Origin of the sequence: Arthrobacter sp. CG_A4 (genome assembly GCF_035985125.1) — a bacterium.
In the GTDB taxonomy this organism is placed as follows: domain Bacteria; phylum Actinomycetota; class Actinomycetes; order Actinomycetales; family Micrococcaceae; genus Arthrobacter.
Map to the genome: position 1 here is coordinate 61,663 of NZ_JAXCID010000013.1, position 16,400 is coordinate 78,062.

Sequence of the window (16,400 nt, forward strand, 5' to 3'; positions counted from 1 at the left end):
CAAAACTGTGGCGGCTGCTGGTGCGGATCAGTACGCGGATGAACCCTGTTCACGTTTGACGATCGCGATGCCGGAGCTGGCGCCAATGCGTGTTGCACCTGCAGCAATCATAGCCTGTGCGTCCGCGAGCGAACGCACACCGCCGGAGGCCTTGACACCGACGTCCGGGCCGACCGTGCGGCGCATCAGGGCGACGTCGCCGGCGGTGGCCCCGCCGCCGTTGAACCCGGTGGACGTCTTGACGAAATCCGCTCCGGCCTCGACTGCCGCCCGGCAGGCCAGGACTTTCTGGGCATCGTCCAGCAGCGCGGTTTCGATGATGACCTTCAGGATGGCGCCGCCGTCGTGGACTGCATCGGCGACGGCCGCGATGTCATCGACCAGGGCGCCCGTGTCGTTCGCCCGGGCCGCGGCGATGTTGATGACCATGTCCACCTCTTCGGCCCCATCCAGAACAGCGCCGCGGGCCTCGAATGCCTTGACGTCGCTCGGTGTGGCGCCCAGCGGGAACCCGACCACGGAACACGTCAGCACGCCGGTGCCCTTGAGGGCCTTCTTGACCGTCTTGACCCAGATCGGGTTCACGCAGACCGACTTGAAGCGGTACTCGGCGGCCTCGGCGCAGACCTTGAGGACCTCGGCCTCGCTTGCCTCCGGCTTGAGCAGGGTGTGGTCAATGTAGGAGGCAATATTGCCCTGGGTATCGGACCCTACGGGGGCAGCGGGGGTGGCGCTTCCGGCAGCTGTGGGGGCTTCGTTGCTCATGGTGTTCCCTTTCCTGGCGGGCCGTGGACTGGTAGTCCCTTGGGGCAGTCCTTCGGGGCGGCTTTGTGGGCCTGCGGACACCGCGGTATTCGTGGCTTCTCTGTTGCCCATCCTGCCACAACAGGCCTCCCGGCGGCGGGCCGGGGGCTGCCTCGGCGCGGGCCCCGAAAAGCAACGCGGCGTCACTTAGCGCCCATAAAATGCCTCGGGATGGGCGCTAAGTGACCCCGCGTTGCTCTTAGACGCGGATCCGGTAGCCGCGCTTGACTACGGTTTCCACGAGGTTCCCGTCCGGGAGGGCGGAACGCAGCCGGCTGACGGTCATATCCAGGGCATGGACGGATCCGCGCAGTTCCAGCAGCTCGGAGAGGGATTCCCGGGACAGCACGGCTCCGCCCGCGCCCAGCAGGGCCCGGAGCAGCAGCAGCGGCGCGGGGGCCAGGTCCACGGCCGCGCCGTCGATCCGCAGCAAGCGGCCGCGCAGCTCCACGCTCCCGGAGAGAGTGTCCAGCCGGCGGACGTGGTTCAGGGCCAGGTGTTCGACGACGAGCCGGATCAGGGCGCCCATCCGGAACCGTTCCGGGACCAGCGGCTGCAGACCGGCGTGGATCAGCGGCTGTGCGGTGATGGGACCGACGACGGCGGTGGCGACCGTGGTTTTCAGGCTCTCGACGAGCTGTTTGTACAGGCCCATCTCGTGCGCCGTGCTCCACATCGCGTCCACTGCCGGGGCGCTGGTGAAGGTCAGCACGTCCAGGTTTCCGCTGCAGGCGGCCTCGATCAGCCGCGGCAGCCGGTCAGCGCCGTCGGGCTTGACCCAGCGGTACGGCGTGACCGTCAGGACGGTGGCGCCGGACATCCGCAGCAGTTCGAGCTGGCGCACGTCGGTGTAGCCGTGCAGTTGCACCGCGACGGTCTTGCCCCGCACCCCCTCGGTAAGGAGCATGTCCACCAGGGTGGCCGTGGTTTCGTCGCTGCTGATCCCGACGTCGGCCAGTCCGGCCGCGCGGACGGCCCCGCGGGCCTTCGGGCCGCGGACGAACATCCGGGCGGCCGAGAGGGTTTCCAGCAGCTCTTCGCCGATCCCGAAGCTGTCCGCGGCCTCGCACCAGCGGCGCATGCCGTAGGCGGTGGTGGCGATGCACAGCTCGGGCCGGGCGTCGATGATGGCGCGGGTGTCCTCGATCAGGCGCATGTCCTCCTGCACCGGGGCGATCTTCAGCGCCGGCGCGTGCAGGACCTCGGCGCCGCGCCGCTCCAGGGCCTCGATCAGGTCCTGGGACCGCCGGTGCGAGGTCACGCCGATCCGGAAGCCCTCAAGGGGCTGCCCGGATTTCTCCGCGGATGATTCGCCGGATGCTTCGGCAACCGATTCACGGGCCACTTCACTCGGCGGCGGTTCGGTGGACGGTCCAGTTGACGGCCGGGCCGGCGCGATGGTGTTGAGCGCACTCATGGCTCTCACGCCCCCATCAGGGACGCGGCCAGGCGGCTGAGCTCGGCTTCAGCCTCCGCGCAGCCGCGGTTGGCCTCGGCCACCCGGACGACGTCGCCGATCACCAGCACGGCCGGGTTACTGCACCCGGCGGCCGCCGTGGTGATGGTCCCCAGCTCGGCGATGGTGGTGCGCTGGCCGGGGCGGTAACCGCGCTCGACGACGGCCATCGGCATGTCCGCGCGCATCCCCGCCCGGCGCAGCCCCGCGGCGAGCTGGTGCAGCGTGCCGATACCCATCAGCACCACGATGGTCCCGCCGAGGCCGGCGAGGTGCAGGAGTTCCTTCTCCGTCAGCGGGGCGTGGCCCGAGACCACGGTGAACAGGTGGCTGACCTCGCGGTGCGTCACCGGGATCCCGGCCGCGGCCGGGACGGCGATGGCGCTGGTGACGCCGGAGATGACCCGGACGGGCACGCCGGCCTTCACACAGGCGGCCACTTCCTCGCCGCCGCGGCCAAAAACGTACGGGTCCCCGCCCTTGAGCCGGACCACGTTCCTGCCGGCCATTGCAGCCTTCACCATCAGCTCCTCGATGCCGGACTGGCTCACCCGGTGGTGGCCGGGCCGCTTGCCCACATCCACCAGTTCGGCCGTGCTCAGGGCGGGCAGCTCCTGGTAAGGGGCGAGGCGGTCGTAGAAGATGACGTCGGCGTCCCGCAGCGCCTTAATGGCTGCCATGGTCAGCAGTTCGGTGCTTCCCGGCCCGCCGCCGACCAGGGTGACGTGCCCGGCGGGCCCGGCGGCGGGTTCCGCCGCGACCGGGACCCCGGTGTCACGGCACCGGTCCAGGAGGGCTGCCCAGCCGGGCTGGCCGTCGTCGACCGCGGCGACCAGGAAGGGCCGTTCGGGCAGGGGACCGTCGTGCCGGGCGCCGCCCGGGGTGCTGAGCCGCGAGACGACGGCGCCGGCGGCCCGGTACCGGCTCACGGCCTGGCGGGCGGCGGTGTCCGAGCCGGTGACGAGGACTTCGCGGCCGCTGAGATCGATGCTGAGCTGCATGGTTAGACCTTGCTTTCGGTGGCGGGGGCACTCTCACTGGCGGTGGCGGTGGCGGTGGCGGCGGATGGGACACCGGCGTCGGACGGCCGGACAGGGATGGCAGCGGCGATCAGCACTGGTTGCTGACCGGCCAGCGACTTCTCCTCCGCTGTCGCGGGGCGCATCTGACCGCGCTCGTCGGGGACGAAGGAGATCGAGTCGTCTTTCTGGTCCGGGGCGTTGACGAAGGAGCGGAACCGGCGCAACCGCTCCGGGTCCTTCAGGGTCTCGGCCCATTCGTCCTGGTAGGTGTCCACATGCTTTGCCATGGCTGCCTCAAGGTCGCCTGCGATGCCGAGCGAATCGTGCACCACCACGTCCTCGACGTGCAACAGGCCGCCGTCGAGCTCCTCCTGCCAGCGCGCGGTGCGTTGCAGCCGGTCCGCGGTGCGGATGTAATACATGAGGTACCGGTCGATGTACTGGAGCAGGGTGGCGTCGTCGAGGTCCTGCGCGAGCAGCCGGGCGTGGGCCGGCTGGAAGCCGCCGTTGCCGCCGACGTAGAGGTTCCAGCCCTTATCCGTGGCAATCACGCCGACGTCCTTGCCGCGGGCTTCGGCGCATTCGCGGGCGCAGCCGGAGACGCCCATCTTAATCTTGTGCGGGCTGCGCAGGCCGCGGTAGCGCAGCTCGAGGTTGATGGCCATGGCGACGGCGTCCTGGACACCGAAGCGGCACCACGTGGAGCCGACACAGGACTTCACCGTGCGCAGGGACTTGCCGTAGGCCTGGCCGGATTCGAAGCCCGCGTCCACCAGTTCCTTCCAGATCTCCGGCAGCTGCTCCAGCCGGGCGCCGAACATGTCGATCCGCTGGCCCCCGGTGATCTTGGTGTACAGGCCGTACTTCTCGGCGACGGCGGCGATCACGCCCAGCTTCTTCGGGGTGATCTCGCCGCCCGCGATCCGGGGGACCACCGAGTACGTGCCGTCCTTCTGCATATTGGCCAGGGCGCGGTCGTTGGTGTCCTGGAGGGTGCCGCGGCCGGCATCGAGGACGTAGGCGCTGTTCTGGCTGGCCAGGATGTTGGCGATGGTCGGCTTGCAGATGTCGCAGCCGGCGCCGGTGCCGTATTTGGCCATAATCTCCTCGAAGGAGGTGAGCTCCAGGACCCGGATGGCGTCGAAGAGTTCCTGCCGGGAGAGCCCGATGTGCTCGCAGAGTGCCTTGGAGACGGCGACGCCGGACTTGGTCAGCTCGCTTTCCAGCAGCTTTTTGAGCATCGGGACGCAGGAGCCGCACTGGGTGCCGGCGCGGGTGCAGGCCTTGAGTTCGCCGAGTTCCTGGACCGGGGCGTTGCCCTCGCAGGCGCCGCAGCCGTTAATGGCGTCGCGGATGCCGCCGGCGGCCACGTTGTTGCAGGAACACAGGATGGCGTCGTCCGGGAGTTCCGTCTCCGGGGCGCCGCCGCCGGCTGCGGTGAGGTAGGCGCCGGGTTCGGCGGCCAGTTCACGGCCCAGCATGGGCCGCAGGGAAGTGTACGGGGTCGCATCGCCGACGAAGATGCCGCCGAGGAGGGTCTTGGCATCGTCGGTGGTGACGATCTTCTGGTAGACGCCGCGGGCCGGGTCGGCGTAGACGATTTCGAGCGCGTGCTCGGTTTTGGCGAAGGCGTCACCGAAGCTGGCGACGTCGACGCCGGAGAGTTTGAGCTTGGTGGCGGTGTCGAAGCCCGGGAAAGTCGCTTGGCCGCCGTGCAGCCGGTCCGCGACGATCTCCGCCATGGTGTTGGCCGGGGCCACCAGGCCCAGGCACATGCCGCCGAAGTTGGCCACCTCGCCGATCGCCCAGATGCCGGGGACCTGGGTTGCGCAACCGTCGGAGATGACCACGCCGCCGCGCGGGCCGAGCTGGAACTGCGGCGCGGCACCCCCTGTCGCCGCCGGGCCCGCTGTCGCCGGGCCGGCCGCCTCCGGGCCCGCTGGCGCGGCAACCCCCGCCGTCGGCGGGCCGTTGGCGGCGCGGAACAGCTCGTCACGCGGCTTGACGCCGATCGCGACGATCACAAGGTCGGCGTCGATGGTGCGGCCGTCCGCCATGAGCACGCCGGTGACCTGGCCGTCGTCGTCGGAGCGGACCGCGGCGGGGAACACGCCGCCGTGGACGGTGAAGCCCTTGGCCTCGATCAGGCGGCCGAGGGCCTGCCCGGCGCCTTCGTCCAGCTGGGTGTTCATGAGCCAGGGGGAGCCGTTGATGACGATCGGGGTGGCGCCGAGCTGTTCGGTGCCGGCCGCGGATTCCAGGCCAAGGAGCCCGCCGCCGATGGTGACGGCGTTGACCTTGCGGCCCAGTTTCTGCCTAAGTTCCGCGATCGTCGTGCTGATGGCCCGGACGTCCTCGAGGGTGCGGTAGACGTGGGTGAGTTCGGCGCCGGGGATGGGCAGGCGGGCGGCGTCGGAGCCGGTGGCGACGACCAGCTCGTCGTAGGGGTAGACGGTGCCGGCCGCGGTGCTGACGGTTTTTCCGGCGGTGTCGATGCCGGTGACGCGCTCGCCGGTCTTCAGGCTGAGCGCCTCGTGCTCCCACATTGCGGCGCTTCCGAGGGTGAGGTCAACGCCGTCATCGGTGAGGGCCTTGCTCAGCGCGACGCGGTCGTAGGGGAGGTGGGCTTCCTCGGTGAGAACCGTCACATGCCAGCCGTCCAGGCCCCGGGCGTGCATGGCATCGGCGAAGCGGTGGGCGGCAGGACCGCCGCCGGCAACCACGATGCGGCGCGGTGGTGAGTTGCGCTCTGCGCCCCGGTCCTGCGGGCTTGAGGTCTGTCCGGTCACTGTGGGCCTTCCGCCTGGGCCGCAGTCGGTGCTCCGCGGCCTTCTGAATCGAAGTGTCCCTCCAGACTAGGGACGCGCAGTTTCGCTTTAGTTTCCCTTGTGTTTCGTGATCTTAACTTCTGCATCACGGACGCATTTCTGCGCCCGTGAGGTCTCTTTTACGCGCCGGACACATTTACTGCACGCCGGCGAAACACCGCGGACCTAGCGTGGGTAGGTGGCCGCAGGAGCGGCTGAGCCCGTGACAGATGTATCAGAGAGGGGCCGAAATGACCGCCGTAGTGGAGAGCGCAGTGCGCCGCCTTGTTGAACAGACCACGGGCCATGGAACCGGCTGGCACCGGGTGTGCGCCCTGGCGGACCTCGAGCCCGCGTGGGGCGAGGCTGCCCTGATCGCAGGGTGCCAGGTGGCGTTGTTCCGCACGGTGTCCGGCGAAGTTTTCGCCGTCGGCCAGGAGGATCCGGCCACCGGGGCGCATGTGATGGCCCGCGGCATCACCGGTTCCCGCGGAGCACGCCAGACACTCGCCTCGCCGTTGCACAAGGAGGTCTATGACCTCGGAACAGGGGAGTGCCTGGGCACACCGGAACTCCGGCTCCCCACCTTCGGTACCCGGATTGTGGGCGGGTACATTGAGGTGGAGATCTAAGGTCTTAACCCCCGGTGGTTACAGTCCCAGCGCCTCGCGGACGTCCGCGAGGACACCGTCCAGTGCGGCGCGGGCCTCGTGCCGCGCCGCGGGCAGCTCGGCGGCCGAGCCGACGCTGCGGATGACCTCCAGGTAGCACTTGAGCTTCGGTTCCGTGCCGCTGGGGCGGATGATGATGCGGCTGAGGTCCCGCGTCAGGTACAGCAGGCCGTCGGTCGGCGGCAGCTGGTCGCTGCCCTCGGCGAGGTCCGTGACGGTTTCGACGGCGGAGCCACCGAAGGATTCCGGCGGGCTCACGCGCAGCCGGTTCATCATGGCGTCCAGCAGGCCCAGGTCCGCCACCCGGATGCTGAGCTGGTCGCTCGCGTGCAGCCCGTGCACCAGGTACAGCTCGTCGAGGGTGTCGAAGATCGTCTTGCCCCCGGCCTTCGCCGCGGCGGCGAATTCTGCGATCAGCACCGCCGCGGAGATCCCGTCCTTGTCCCGGACCAGGGAAGGCGCCACGCAGTAGCCCAGCGCCTCCTCGTAGCCGTAAAGCAGGCCGGGCACGCGTGCGATCCACTTGAAACCGGTGAGGGTTTCCTCGTGGGCGTAGCCTGCGGCGGCCGCGATGCGGGCCAGCAGCCGCGAGGACACAATCGAGTTCGCGAAGACACCTGTTTCTCCGCTGCCGCCGGCCGCCAGCCGGGCCACGATGTGAGCGCCCAGCAGGACACCCACCTCGTCGCCGCGCAGCATCCGCCAGGCGCTGGTGTCCGGATCCTTCGCCGCCACCGCGGCGCGGTCGGCGTCGGGGTCGTTGGCAATCACGATGTCGGCATCCACCCGGGCCGCGGTCTCGAGGGCCAGGTCCAGGGCGCCGGGCTCCTCGGGATTCGGGAAGTTCACAGTGGGGAAGTCCGGGTCCGGCTCAGCCTGCTCCGTCACCAGCGTGACGTCGGCGAAGCCGGCGGCGTGCAGCACGGCCACGGCGGTTTCGCCGCCCACGCCGTGCATGGGGGTCAGTACGATCTTCAGTTCGCGGGCCGGGAAATGCGCGGGAACGGCCAGGGCCGCGACGGCGGTCTGGTAGCCGGTGGCGATGGAGCCGCCCAGCAGGGTCCAGCCCCCGGCGGCCAGCGCAATGTCAGCCAGTTCCCCGACGGCGTCGATCTTCGCCGCGATTTTGGCGTCGTAGGGCGCCACGATCTGGGCCCCTCGTCCGCTGTCCTCGACGGCGTGCCGGCCCAGGTAGACCTTGTAGCCGTTGTCCTGCGGCGGGTTGTGGCTGGCCGTGACCATCACGCCGCCGTCGCAGTCCAGCGCCCGCACCGCGTACGCGAGCAGCGGGGTGGGCAGGGCGGAGGGCATCAGGAACGTCTCGACGCCGGCCGCGGTGAGGATCGCCGCGGTTTCCTCGGCGAAGACAGCGGAGTTGTAGCGCGCGTCGTAGCCGACGACGGCGCGCGGCCGGGTGCCGGGGGAGGCCTCGGCGACGGCGTCGGTCAGGAACGCGGTGAATCCCGCGGCGGCGCGGCGCACCACGACGCGGTTCATCCGGTTCGGGCCCGGGCCGAGGGCCGCCCGCAGGCCCGCCGTGCCGAACTGCAGGGTGCCGCTGAAGCTGTCCGCAAGTTCCTGGCGGGCGGCGGGATCGCCGTCGTGCGTGAGCCGGATCAGCTCGGTCAGGGTGGCGGCGGTGGCGGGATCCGGGTCCTGCGCGGCCCAGTTGCGGGCCTCGCTCAGGAGGCGGGTCAGTTCGGCATCAGAAGACGTCATACCCACCAAACTAGTGCCATTTACTGCGGATTCCTTCCCCGACAAGCGAGAGGCGCATTGCAGGTCCGTCACGCTTCAGCCCTTGACACCCAATTTTCCGGACACGTAATGTCTGGAATATGAAGATGGGCCGTGGGGTGGAATGGGCCGTGCACAGTTGCGTCAACATGGCCTGGACGCCGGCCGGGGAAGCGGTGAATTCTGCCCGGCTGGCGGAGTACTACAAGCTCCCGGCCGCCTACCTGAACAAACAGTTGCAGGCGCTGGTCCGCGCCGGGGTCCTGGAATCGGTCTCCGGGCCGCGCGGCGGGTTCCACCTGGCGCGCCGGCCGGAGCACATCACGGTCCTGGATATTGTCCTGGCACTTGAGGGCCCCGAGCCGGCGTTCCGTTGTGAAGGGATCCTGGGTAACGTCCCGGAGGCGGACCCGGAGGTCAACTACGTCCGGACCTGCCTCATCTCGCAGACCATGCGCCAGGCAGAACTAGCCTGGCGCCAGGCGCTGGCACGGCAGACCGTCGCCGGGATCGCCGACTCGATGGAGCGGCGGTTCCCGCAGGACAGGCTGAAGGCCGTGCGCTACCTCGCCGCCGGGGCGTAACCCGCGGGGACGCGGCAACGATATCCATCGGCTCAGAGCTTGGCGATGATATCCGCGAGCAGCCTGGAGATGCGCGGGCCCGCGGTCTGTCCGGCTTCGAGGACTTCGCCGTGGCTCAGCGGCACCGGGCTGATGCCGGCGGCAAGGTTGGTCACCAGCGATATGCCGAAGACCTCCATGCCGGCGTGCCGGCCGGCGATGGCCTCGAGCGCGGTGGACATGCCCACCAGATCGGCGCCGATCCGCTTGGCGTACTGCACCTCGGCGGGGGTCTCGTAGTGCGGGCCGGTGAACTGGGCATAAATGCCCTCGTCCAGCGAGGGGTCCACTTCGCGGGCCAGGCCGCGGATCCGGGCGGAGTACAGGTCGGTGAGGTCCACGAAGGTGGCACCCTCAAGCGGAGACGTCGCGGTGAGGTTGATATGGTCGCTGATCAGCACCGGCGTGCCGGGGGTCCAGTCCTCGTTGAGTCCGCCGCAGCCGTTGGTCAGCACCAGGGTCTTGCAGCCGGCGGCCGCGGCGGTGCGCACGCCGTGGACCACGGCGCGGACTCCCTTGCCCTCGTAGTAGTGGGTGCGTGCGCCCAGGATGAGGGCCCGCTTGCCTTCCCTGGTCAGCACCGAGCGGATGGTGCCCACGTGGCCCACCACTGCGGGGGAGGAGAAGCCGGGGACCTCGTCCGCGGAGAGGGTGGCGGTGGTCTCGCCGATCAGTTCGGCGGCGTCACCCCAGCCCGATCCGAGCACCAGGGCGACGTCGTGGGTGTCCACGCCTGTCTCGTCCGCGATGTAGTCGGCGGCGGCGCGGGCGGCGTCGAAAGGGTCACTGTTCAGGAATTCTGTTGTACTCACCGGTACAAGTTATCCTGCCGGCGGCGTGCTGCCCAGCACCGGGGGCAGTACAGTGCTGGTCCGCTTTCTTGGTGGCGCCGGTCCGGATGGTGGACAATGGCTGATTGTGACTACGCATCCCGATTTCAGCTCACCCCGCATCGCAATCCTGGGCGGAGGGCCCGGCGGTTATGAAGCCGCCATGGTCGCCGCCTCGCTGGGGGCGGACGTCACCATTGTTGAACGCGCGGGGCTCGGCGGCTCCGCGGTGCTGACCGACGTCGTCCCCTCCAAAACGCTGATCGCTACGGCGGACCTGATGACCCGCGTGGGCGAGGCCGGCGAGCTGGGCGTCAAGTTCGACGTCGACGGCGGCGACTGTACGCCGACGATGCGCGCGGACCTCAAACACATCAACGACCGCCTGCTCGGCCTGGCCCGGCAGCAGTCCACCGACATCCAGAAGGGCCTGGAGAACCAGGGCGTCCGGATCATCATCGGCTCCGGCAGGATGCTGGACAACCACACCATCGAGGTCCTCACCATCGACGGCACCGAGACCATCGAAGCGGATGCCATCCTGCTGGCCGTCGGCGCCCACCCGCGCGAGCTGCCCACCGCCCGGCCGGACGGCATCCGGATCCTGAACTGGGCGCAGATCTACAACCTGGACGAGCTCCCCGAGGATCTGATCGTGGTCGGTTCGGGCGTCACCGGCGCCGAATTCGCTTCCGCGTACAACGGCCTGGGCGCCAGGGTGACGCTGATTTCGAGCCGCGACCGGGTGCTTCCCGGCTCGGACACGGATGCCGCCGAGGTCCTGGAAGGCGTCTTCGAACGCCGCGGACTCAAGGTCCTGTCCCGCTCGCGCGCCGAGTCCGTGGAACGCACCGACGACGGCGTCGTCGTCACCCTCGGCGACGGCTCCACCGTGACCGGCAGCCACTGCCTCGTCTGCGTCGGCTCCATCCCGAACACCGACGGGATCGGCCTCTCGGAGGCCGGCGTCGCGCTCACCGAAGACGGCCACATCAAGGTCGACGGCGTCTCCCGTACCACCGCCCCGAACATCTACGCCGCGGGCGACTGCACCGGTGTGCTGGCCCTGGCCTCCGTGGCGGCGATGCAGGGGCGGATCGCGATCGCGCACTTCCTGGGCGACAGCGTGATGCCGCTCAAGCTGCACCAGGTCGCGTCCAACATCTTCACCTCGCCCGAGATCGCCAATGTGGGGGTCTCCGAGGCCGAGATTGAGTCCGGCAAGTACCAGGCCGACGTCATCAAGCTCTCGCTGAAGAGCAACGCCCGCGCCAAGATGCGCAACCACAAGGACGGGTTCGTCAAGATCTTCGCCCGCAAGGGTTCCGGCACCGTGATCGGCGGCGTCGTCGTGGGACCGAACGCCTCGGAACTGATCTTCCCGATCGCCCTCGCGGTGACACAGAAACTGCACGTCGACGACGTCGCCAGCACCTTTACGGTGTACCCGTCACTGAGCGGTTCCATCTCCGAAGCGGCCCGCCGCCTGCACGTGCACATGTAGCCTTCCCGGGTTCCCCCGGGTTCCCCCGGGTACTCCCGGGTACTCCCGGCGGGCCCGTTCCGGCGTCGGGACCGCCGTGGAGTCATCGTGTGGGCAGATCAGGGCGTATGACCGTGGTGTATTCGCCCTGATCTGCCTCCGCGGCGCGTCTGCCCGCCGGCCCCGGGTGTTCAACGGCAGTCCCGGCGATGTTAGATCCTACTTCGCGTTTGTGGACTTCACGCACTGGCCCTGGTTGCTGAATGCGGGGCTGAATGTCTTCGAGCCGCCGTCCTTGCAGTCGCTGGCCGTCGTAGGCGCCACCACCTTGTCGCCGCTCCGCTGGTCCCAGCCGGATTGACGAACACTACTGACGGTGAGCCATACCCCGGCGAATACGCATCCGACCATCTGACGCGTCGGAGTGCCCGCGCACTGTGCCCGGAGAGAGAAAACGACCAATAAATATCGTGCTGCTTATCGTCACGGACGTGATAAAGCCCGGCGACAGCTCAGCGGGCGGCGAACGGCCCGGTTTCCGTAAAGGCGTATTCGGCGAACCGCTCACCGATGAGCCGGTGGGTGGCCGTGTCGGGGTGCAATGCATCCGGTAGCGGATGGACGACGGCATCCGCCGCGCCGTAGAGGCGCGTGCCGTCCAGGTAGTGCAGATTCGAGTCGTCGGTGCGACGCGCGGCGAGCGACGCCAGGGCATCCCGGATCACCCGCAGGGTGAGGCGACCGTACTTCTGATCCTCGCTCCGCCCGGTCGCGACGAACCGCACAGTGCCGGTGTCAAGTGTCGCCGGATCCACCGCACCCGGCCCAGGGGTGTCCTCGTGGATGCCGCAGAAGATCGGTGAGATGAGGACCAGCGGGGTGTTCGGGTGTCCGTCCCGGATCGTGTCAAGGAACCCGTGGACCGCGGGAACGAAGGCACGGAGTCGCATGGAGTCGAGGTTGACGACGTTGATGCCAAGCTTGACGCTGATGAGATCGGCGGGGGCGTCGCGGATCACTCGCGCCAGGAACGGATCGACCAGCGCACTGCCGCCGAAGCCGAGATTCTGCAGATCGACCCCGCCGCGGCGCGCGGCGATCGCAGGCCAGATCCCGATTGGAGTGCTCGCGTTCGAGCCGTGGCTGATGGAGCTGCCATGATGGACCCACACCCGGCCGGCAGATGCCACCGGGCCCACAGGGGCGTCGGACCGGATCTCTGTCAGCTCGACCGACTCGTTGTGCGGCAGCCAGAGCTCGATCTGCTTCTCGCCTTCCCGCAGCCCGCTGAACCTTGCGGTGTGCGGATCGCCTGCGTGAAAGTCGGTGAACCCGGTCTGAAGATCGGTCTCGAAGAAGTCACCGCCGGTGAGTGTGTCGCTGGCGATCATCTCGCCATCGACAACAAGGTCGATGCGGCCACGTGGGCGGTCCGCGCCGCGGTAGGCGACGCGGGTCGGGTGGATGACAAGCTCGACGGCGCGCGCATCCGTGGAGAACACCACGCGTACTCCCGACGGCTGGGTCTCCATCATCATCAGCTGGGGGTCGGGGAACCGGGACCGTACCCACTCCGGCAAACGGTGGGGGCGCAGGCCGCGTGGTGTGGCCTCCGTTTGCCGCACGCCGCGGAGGAAATCGGGGGTGAGTGGAGTGATGATCATGCCGTTGTCCCTTACTGTGGTGGTTCGTCGTGGGAGGTGCGTGGCCACGAGGCGAGCAGGGTGTCCAGCGCATCGAGTGCTACTGTCCACGATGCCCCGGGGGCGGGTGTGCTGTGGTCAAAGCTGCCAACCCGTTCGAGGGTGAGGAAGCCGTTAATGGTGCTCCCGATCAGCCGCGTGGCGTGCACGCGGTCGACGGCCGAGAGTCCGTATCCGAGTAACACCGCATCCGTCAGCGTGACGAGACGACGGGCAGCACCCGACTCGACGGCGGTTGGGCCGGCCCGCCGCTGAAGCGACTGCCACCGTCCCGGGGACCGTGTTGAGTAGGTACGGTGCGCGTCGGCGAGTCCGCGTAATGCGAGTTTGCCGGACCGGCCGGCGATTGCCACCGCGACCACATCGGATAGTTCGCCGAGCGCGAGCGCAGTGATCCCGTCCCGCAGGGCGGCGAGATCGCGGATGTGCGAGTACAGGCTCGGGGTCCGCACCCCAAGCCGTCGCGCTACAGCCGACAGGGTGACCGCGTCGAATCCGGACGCGTCGGCCAGATCTGCCGCGTCGGCGATCACGGCTTCAGCAGACAGGTGTGGGCTCGTCATCAAGTCAGCCTATACCCTATAGGTAATTACCTATACATCGTATTACGTCGATAGCGCGACGCCGGCATTTGCTCACGACGGTCCCTGGCCGGTCTGGATCGAACCCACGGCGTGGAAACTCTCAGGTCGCGATCGCGATGGCGCCGGTGATGGATGCGGTGGCCAGGGCCGTCCAGAGTACGATCGCGATCGCCTGCCAGAGGATGATCCGCCCCGTCGGCACACCGGAGGCCACGAGGGTCGCCGCGGTGAACTGGGTGGGAATCGCGAGCGGACCGAGCAGGCTCGCCCCGGGAACGCCGAACCGCACGAACCAGCGCTGGAATCGTTCACGGCCCTTGGATCGCGGCTTCTCCGTATTGCTTGCGCCGACTCGACCCGCGATCGCGCTGCGGGCGTGGGCGCCAAGGAGTACCACCAGGATCACGCACAGGAAGTTTCCTGTAGCGGCCGCCAGTCCGGCTGCGAGCGGGTGGAGGCCACCGACGACGCCGATGACCGCTGCGACTTCTCCTTCGACAAAGGGGACGGCGCCTGCGGCCACGATGATGAGCGGCTGGACGAATTCTGGCACCTGAGCGACGAGGTCCTGGGCGCCCGCGGTGAGGACGGCGATGGGGTTGTCGGTGGATATAGCGGCGGGCTTCTCATTCATTGAACTTTTCCTCTACATAAGGTGGTGATGTGGGCGGTAGTCGTCTCAATTTCCGGGAAGACTCCTTATCTGTGGGCGCCCTGTAGCAAGAATCGCCGTGAGCTCGCCCCTGAACAGCTGCAGCAGTGTTAGACGGTTTTCATGGCTGTGCCCGCGAGTTCGGCGAGCTTGCGGGTGCTCCAGGTCACCATTTGCCACCTTCCCCGACATCCCCTGGTTGGGCTGCCGTCTGAAACCAGTACAGACCATGCCCTCGGGGCATGGTCAAGGCGACTTCGGCGAGGCATGGAAGATGGTCACAGTGCGTCCGAGCTGACTTTCACCGCTTTCGACCCGCGTCCGCTTCGGCTCCGGGAGTACGACTTCGACGTGGCGGCGAGGTCTTACCGAGGCCGGCCGCCGATCTGAAGATCGACGGCGTGATGCAGGACGAGCCCAGTAACGCCCTAGCGGGCTCAAGCCGAAACTTCTCCACATGGCGCTGACGTCAGTGCAGTTCGAGACGCATGAGGATGCGGGGGAACCCATTCAGCACCGAGTCGGTGTCAGCCGCTTTCGTGAAGCCCGCCCGTTCGAAGAGCTTGCGGGTGCCGACATATGCCATGGTGAGGTCGACCTTCTTGCCCTTGTTGTCGACCGGGTATCCCTCGATCGCGGGAGCGCCATGCTCGCGCGCGAATTCGACGGCGCCTGCAAGCAGACGATGCGAGATGCCCTTGCCGCGATGCCCGGGCCGCACTCGGAGGCACCAGACCGACCACACCTCGATGTCGTCCACGTGCGGAATCTTTCGGTTGCGCGCGAAGCCCGTGTCGCCTCGCGGGTGCACGGCAGCCCAGCCGACCACCTCGTCGCCTTCATAGGCGAGCACCCCGGGCGGCGGTTCCTGCCGGCACAAGCGCTGCACGAGTTCCCCGCGATCTTGCCCTCGCAGCGCGATGTTCTCTTTCGATGGAATGCGATAGCTGAGGCACCAACACACGTTCGCATCCGGGCGCTTGGGCCCCACCATCGTCTTCACGTCGTTGAACACCGTTGCTGCACGCACCTCGATCGCCATGCACTCACGCTGCCACGAGAATCCGACACTGACAATGCCGTCGGCCAGCGGGACAACCGTGGCTCTCCCGCTCAGGATGCACGAAACCGAGGCGTCCGATGGTGCGGCGGGAGGGCTTGGACCCGGCGCTTGACACGCTCAGGGACCGAGTGCACCTTATTGAACCGGCTTCGTCGCTACCCGTCCAGCGGCAGCATGTCGCGGGCGTCACTGTGGGTGCGGTTGCTGTTCACCGTGCTTCCTGCTGATCCGCTGAGCGTTCCCCTTACGGACAAATAATGGCCGTGCAGACGACTTTGGACACTTCATGCAGACGACCTCGGAGAAAACGACAGCTGATGTGTGTCATAACCAAAGTGCCTTAAATCCCATGGGTTGAGAGACTGGGGGGTATTTCCGGACGCTCGAGGTACCCGAGACGGAGCACTTCATCTTCCCCGCACGCGCGGGTGTATTTTCGATGGCCACAAGCAGACCAACCGCCGACTGTCATCTTCCCTGTATTTCGTAAACCTTAAGTCGGCCAATTCAGCGCTAAGAATTAGGCCACGGGGGCTCTATTTCCTGCCATTACGGCGCTCAGCCTCTATCGTTAGGGCATTTTGACCCTGTAGGACTCCCCGCGGCACTGCTTGAGCCGGTCGGGATGCAAAGTACCCCCGCCACGCAGCCGACAGACGAAGCATCACGCGATTCGGTGGGAGCGTGGCGGAGACGCAGCGGGTCTTCCCGGGCTCGCTCCACGGACACCCCATTCAGTGGGCCCGCGGCCCTGGGGCAACTCGAGCAACAACTCTCGCCGCCGATATCAGCCCGCCTCACCGGCCTCGCCCCGGCGACGACTGGTTGCTGGAATACCGCTGACTTGGGAATCAGCACATGGAAATTGAAGACTATGGATGAATCAAAGTTGGTAGATAGAAGGGCATGAGATTCGGTGGCGCTCCAAGGGACGGGCAGGCCCGAGTCTGGTGATTGAGGGTCTC

Annotated in this window: 14 protein-coding genes; 4 read left to right on the forward strand and 10 right to left on the reverse strand. The window is 68.0% G+C overall.

Features of this window, described 5'->3' with window-relative positions:
• Positions 1 to 27 precede the first annotated feature (27 nt).
• The 4 genes from deoC to nirB all read right to left on the reverse strand — a co-directional run bounded on the left by deoC (position 28) and on the right by nirB (position 6,071).
• A complete protein-coding gene (gene deoC / locus RCH07_RS07695; protein WP_326966876.1) occupies positions 28 to 765 on the reverse strand; it encodes a deoxyribose-phosphate aldolase in 738 nt (245 codons plus the stop codon).
• A gap of 238 nt (positions 766 to 1,003) precedes the next feature.
• Positions 1,004 to 2,221 carry a uroporphyrinogen-III synthase gene (locus RCH07_RS07700; protein WP_326966877.1) on the reverse strand — a complete coding sequence of 406 codons (1,218 nt, stop codon included), beginning with the start codon at positions 2,219 to 2,221 and terminating at the stop codon, positions 1,004 to 1,006.
• Positions 2,222 to 2,226: 5 nt separating this feature from the next.
• Positions 2,227 to 3,261 carry a uroporphyrinogen-III C-methyltransferase gene (gene cobA, locus RCH07_RS07705; protein ID WP_326966878.1) on the reverse strand — a complete coding sequence of 345 codons (1,035 nt, stop codon included), beginning with the start codon at positions 3,259 to 3,261 and terminating at the stop codon, positions 2,227 to 2,229.
• Positions 3,262 to 3,263: 2 nt separating this feature from the next.
• Entirely contained in the window at positions 3,264 to 6,071 is a 2,808-nt protein-coding gene (gene nirB, locus RCH07_RS07710) for a nitrite reductase large subunit NirB (RefSeq protein WP_326966879.1), read from the reverse strand.
• A 269-nt stretch (positions 6,072 to 6,340) separates the two neighbouring features.
• Between nirB and nirD the strand changes: the two genes are divergently transcribed.
• On the forward strand, positions 6,341 to 6,721 hold the full coding sequence (nirD, locus tag RCH07_RS07715) for a nitrite reductase small subunit NirD (RefSeq protein ID WP_326966880.1): 381 nt from the start codon (positions 6,341 to 6,343) through the stop codon (positions 6,719 to 6,721).
• Positions 6,722 to 6,739: 18 nt separating this feature from the next.
• On the opposite strand, the gene RCH07_RS07720 is transcribed toward nirD, so the two are convergent.
• Positions 6,740 to 8,479, reverse strand: coding sequence for a phospho-sugar mutase (locus RCH07_RS07720; RefSeq protein ID WP_326966881.1), 1,740 nt, complete (start codon positions 8,477 to 8,479; stop codon positions 6,740 to 6,742).
• 119 nt (positions 8,480 to 8,598) lie between these two features.
• Between RCH07_RS07720 and RCH07_RS07725 the strand changes: the two genes are divergently transcribed.
• Positions 8,599 to 9,081, forward strand: coding sequence for an RrF2 family transcriptional regulator (locus RCH07_RS07725; RefSeq protein WP_326966882.1), 483 nt, complete (start codon positions 8,599 to 8,601; stop codon positions 9,079 to 9,081).
• 32 nt (positions 9,082 to 9,113) lie between these two features.
• Here RCH07_RS07725 and RCH07_RS07730 read toward each other — a convergent pair whose 3' ends face one another.
• The gene (locus RCH07_RS07730; RefSeq protein WP_326966883.1) at positions 9,114 to 9,932 is read right to left on the reverse strand and encodes a purine-nucleoside phosphorylase; all 819 of its coding nucleotides are present in this window, start codon (positions 9,930 to 9,932) and stop codon (positions 9,114 to 9,116) included.
• Positions 9,933 to 10,038: 106 nt separating this feature from the next.
• Between RCH07_RS07730 and RCH07_RS07735 the strand changes: the two genes are divergently transcribed.
• On the forward strand, positions 10,039 to 11,454 hold the full coding sequence (locus tag RCH07_RS07735) for an NAD(P)H-quinone dehydrogenase (RefSeq protein WP_326966884.1): 1,416 nt from the start codon (positions 10,039 to 10,041) through the stop codon (positions 11,452 to 11,454).
• A 76-nt stretch (positions 11,455 to 11,530) separates the two neighbouring features.
• Positions 11,531 to 11,794, forward strand: coding sequence for a hypothetical protein (locus RCH07_RS07740; protein WP_326966885.1), 264 nt, complete (start codon positions 11,531 to 11,533; stop codon positions 11,792 to 11,794).
• Positions 11,795 to 11,945: 151 nt separating this feature from the next.
• On the opposite strand, the gene RCH07_RS07745 is transcribed toward RCH07_RS07740, so the two are convergent.
• The 4 genes from RCH07_RS07745 to RCH07_RS07760 form a co-directional block, all read right to left on the reverse strand.
• Positions 11,946 to 13,097 carry a GDSL-type esterase/lipase family protein gene (locus tag RCH07_RS07745; protein ID WP_326966886.1) on the reverse strand — a complete coding sequence of 384 codons (1,152 nt, stop codon included), beginning with the start codon at positions 13,095 to 13,097 and terminating at the stop codon, positions 11,946 to 11,948.
• A gap of 11 nt (positions 13,098 to 13,108) precedes the next feature.
• On the reverse strand, positions 13,109 to 13,699 hold the full coding sequence (locus tag RCH07_RS07750) for a TetR-like C-terminal domain-containing protein (RefSeq protein WP_326966887.1): 591 nt from the start codon (positions 13,697 to 13,699) through the stop codon (positions 13,109 to 13,111).
• Between the two features lie 121 nt (positions 13,700 to 13,820).
• Positions 13,821 to 14,354 carry a small multidrug efflux protein gene (locus RCH07_RS07755; RefSeq protein ID WP_326966888.1) on the reverse strand — a complete coding sequence of 178 codons (534 nt, stop codon included), beginning with the start codon at positions 14,352 to 14,354 and terminating at the stop codon, positions 13,821 to 13,823.
• 487 nt (positions 14,355 to 14,841) lie between these two features.
• The gene (locus RCH07_RS07760) at positions 14,842 to 15,414 is read right to left on the reverse strand and encodes a GNAT family N-acetyltransferase (protein ID WP_326966889.1); all 573 of its coding nucleotides are present in this window, start codon (positions 15,412 to 15,414) and stop codon (positions 14,842 to 14,844) included.
• Positions 15,415 to 16,400: the final 986 nt, after the last annotated feature.

Excerpts from the sequence above, each read along its gene's own strand:
- deoC (WP_326966876.1), bottom strand. The coding sequence starts at position 765 with ATGAGCAACGAAGCCCCCACAGCTGCCGGAAGCGCCACCCCCGCTGCC.
- RCH07_RS07700 (WP_326966877.1), bottom strand. The coding sequence starts at position 2,221 with ATGAGTGCGCTCAACACCATCGCGCCGGCCCGGCCGTCAACTGGACCG.
- cobA (WP_326966878.1), bottom strand. The coding sequence starts at position 3,261 with ATGCAGCTCAGCATCGATCTCAGCGGCCGCGAAGTCCTCGTCACCGGC.
- nirD (WP_326966880.1), top strand. The coding sequence starts at position 6,341 with ATGACCGCCGTAGTGGAGAGCGCAGTGCGCCGCCTTGTTGAACAGACC.
- RCH07_RS07720 (WP_326966881.1), bottom strand. The coding sequence starts at position 8,479 with ATGACGTCTTCTGATGCCGAACTGACCCGCCTCCTGAGCGAGGCCCGC.
- RCH07_RS07725 (WP_326966882.1), top strand. The coding sequence starts at position 8,599 with ATGAAGATGGGCCGTGGGGTGGAATGGGCCGTGCACAGTTGCGTCAAC.
- RCH07_RS07745 (WP_326966886.1), bottom strand. The coding sequence starts at position 13,097 with ATGATCATCACTCCACTCACCCCCGATTTCCTCCGCGGCGTGCGGCAA.
- RCH07_RS07750 (WP_326966887.1), bottom strand. The coding sequence starts at position 13,699 with ATGACGAGCCCACACCTGTCTGCTGAAGCCGTGATCGCCGACGCGGCA.
- RCH07_RS07755 (WP_326966888.1), bottom strand. The coding sequence starts at position 14,354 with ATGAATGAGAAGCCCGCCGCTATATCCACCGACAACCCCATCGCCGTC.
- RCH07_RS07760 (WP_326966889.1), bottom strand. The coding sequence starts at position 15,414 with ATGGCGATCGAGGTGCGTGCAGCAACGGTGTTCAACGACGTGAAGACG.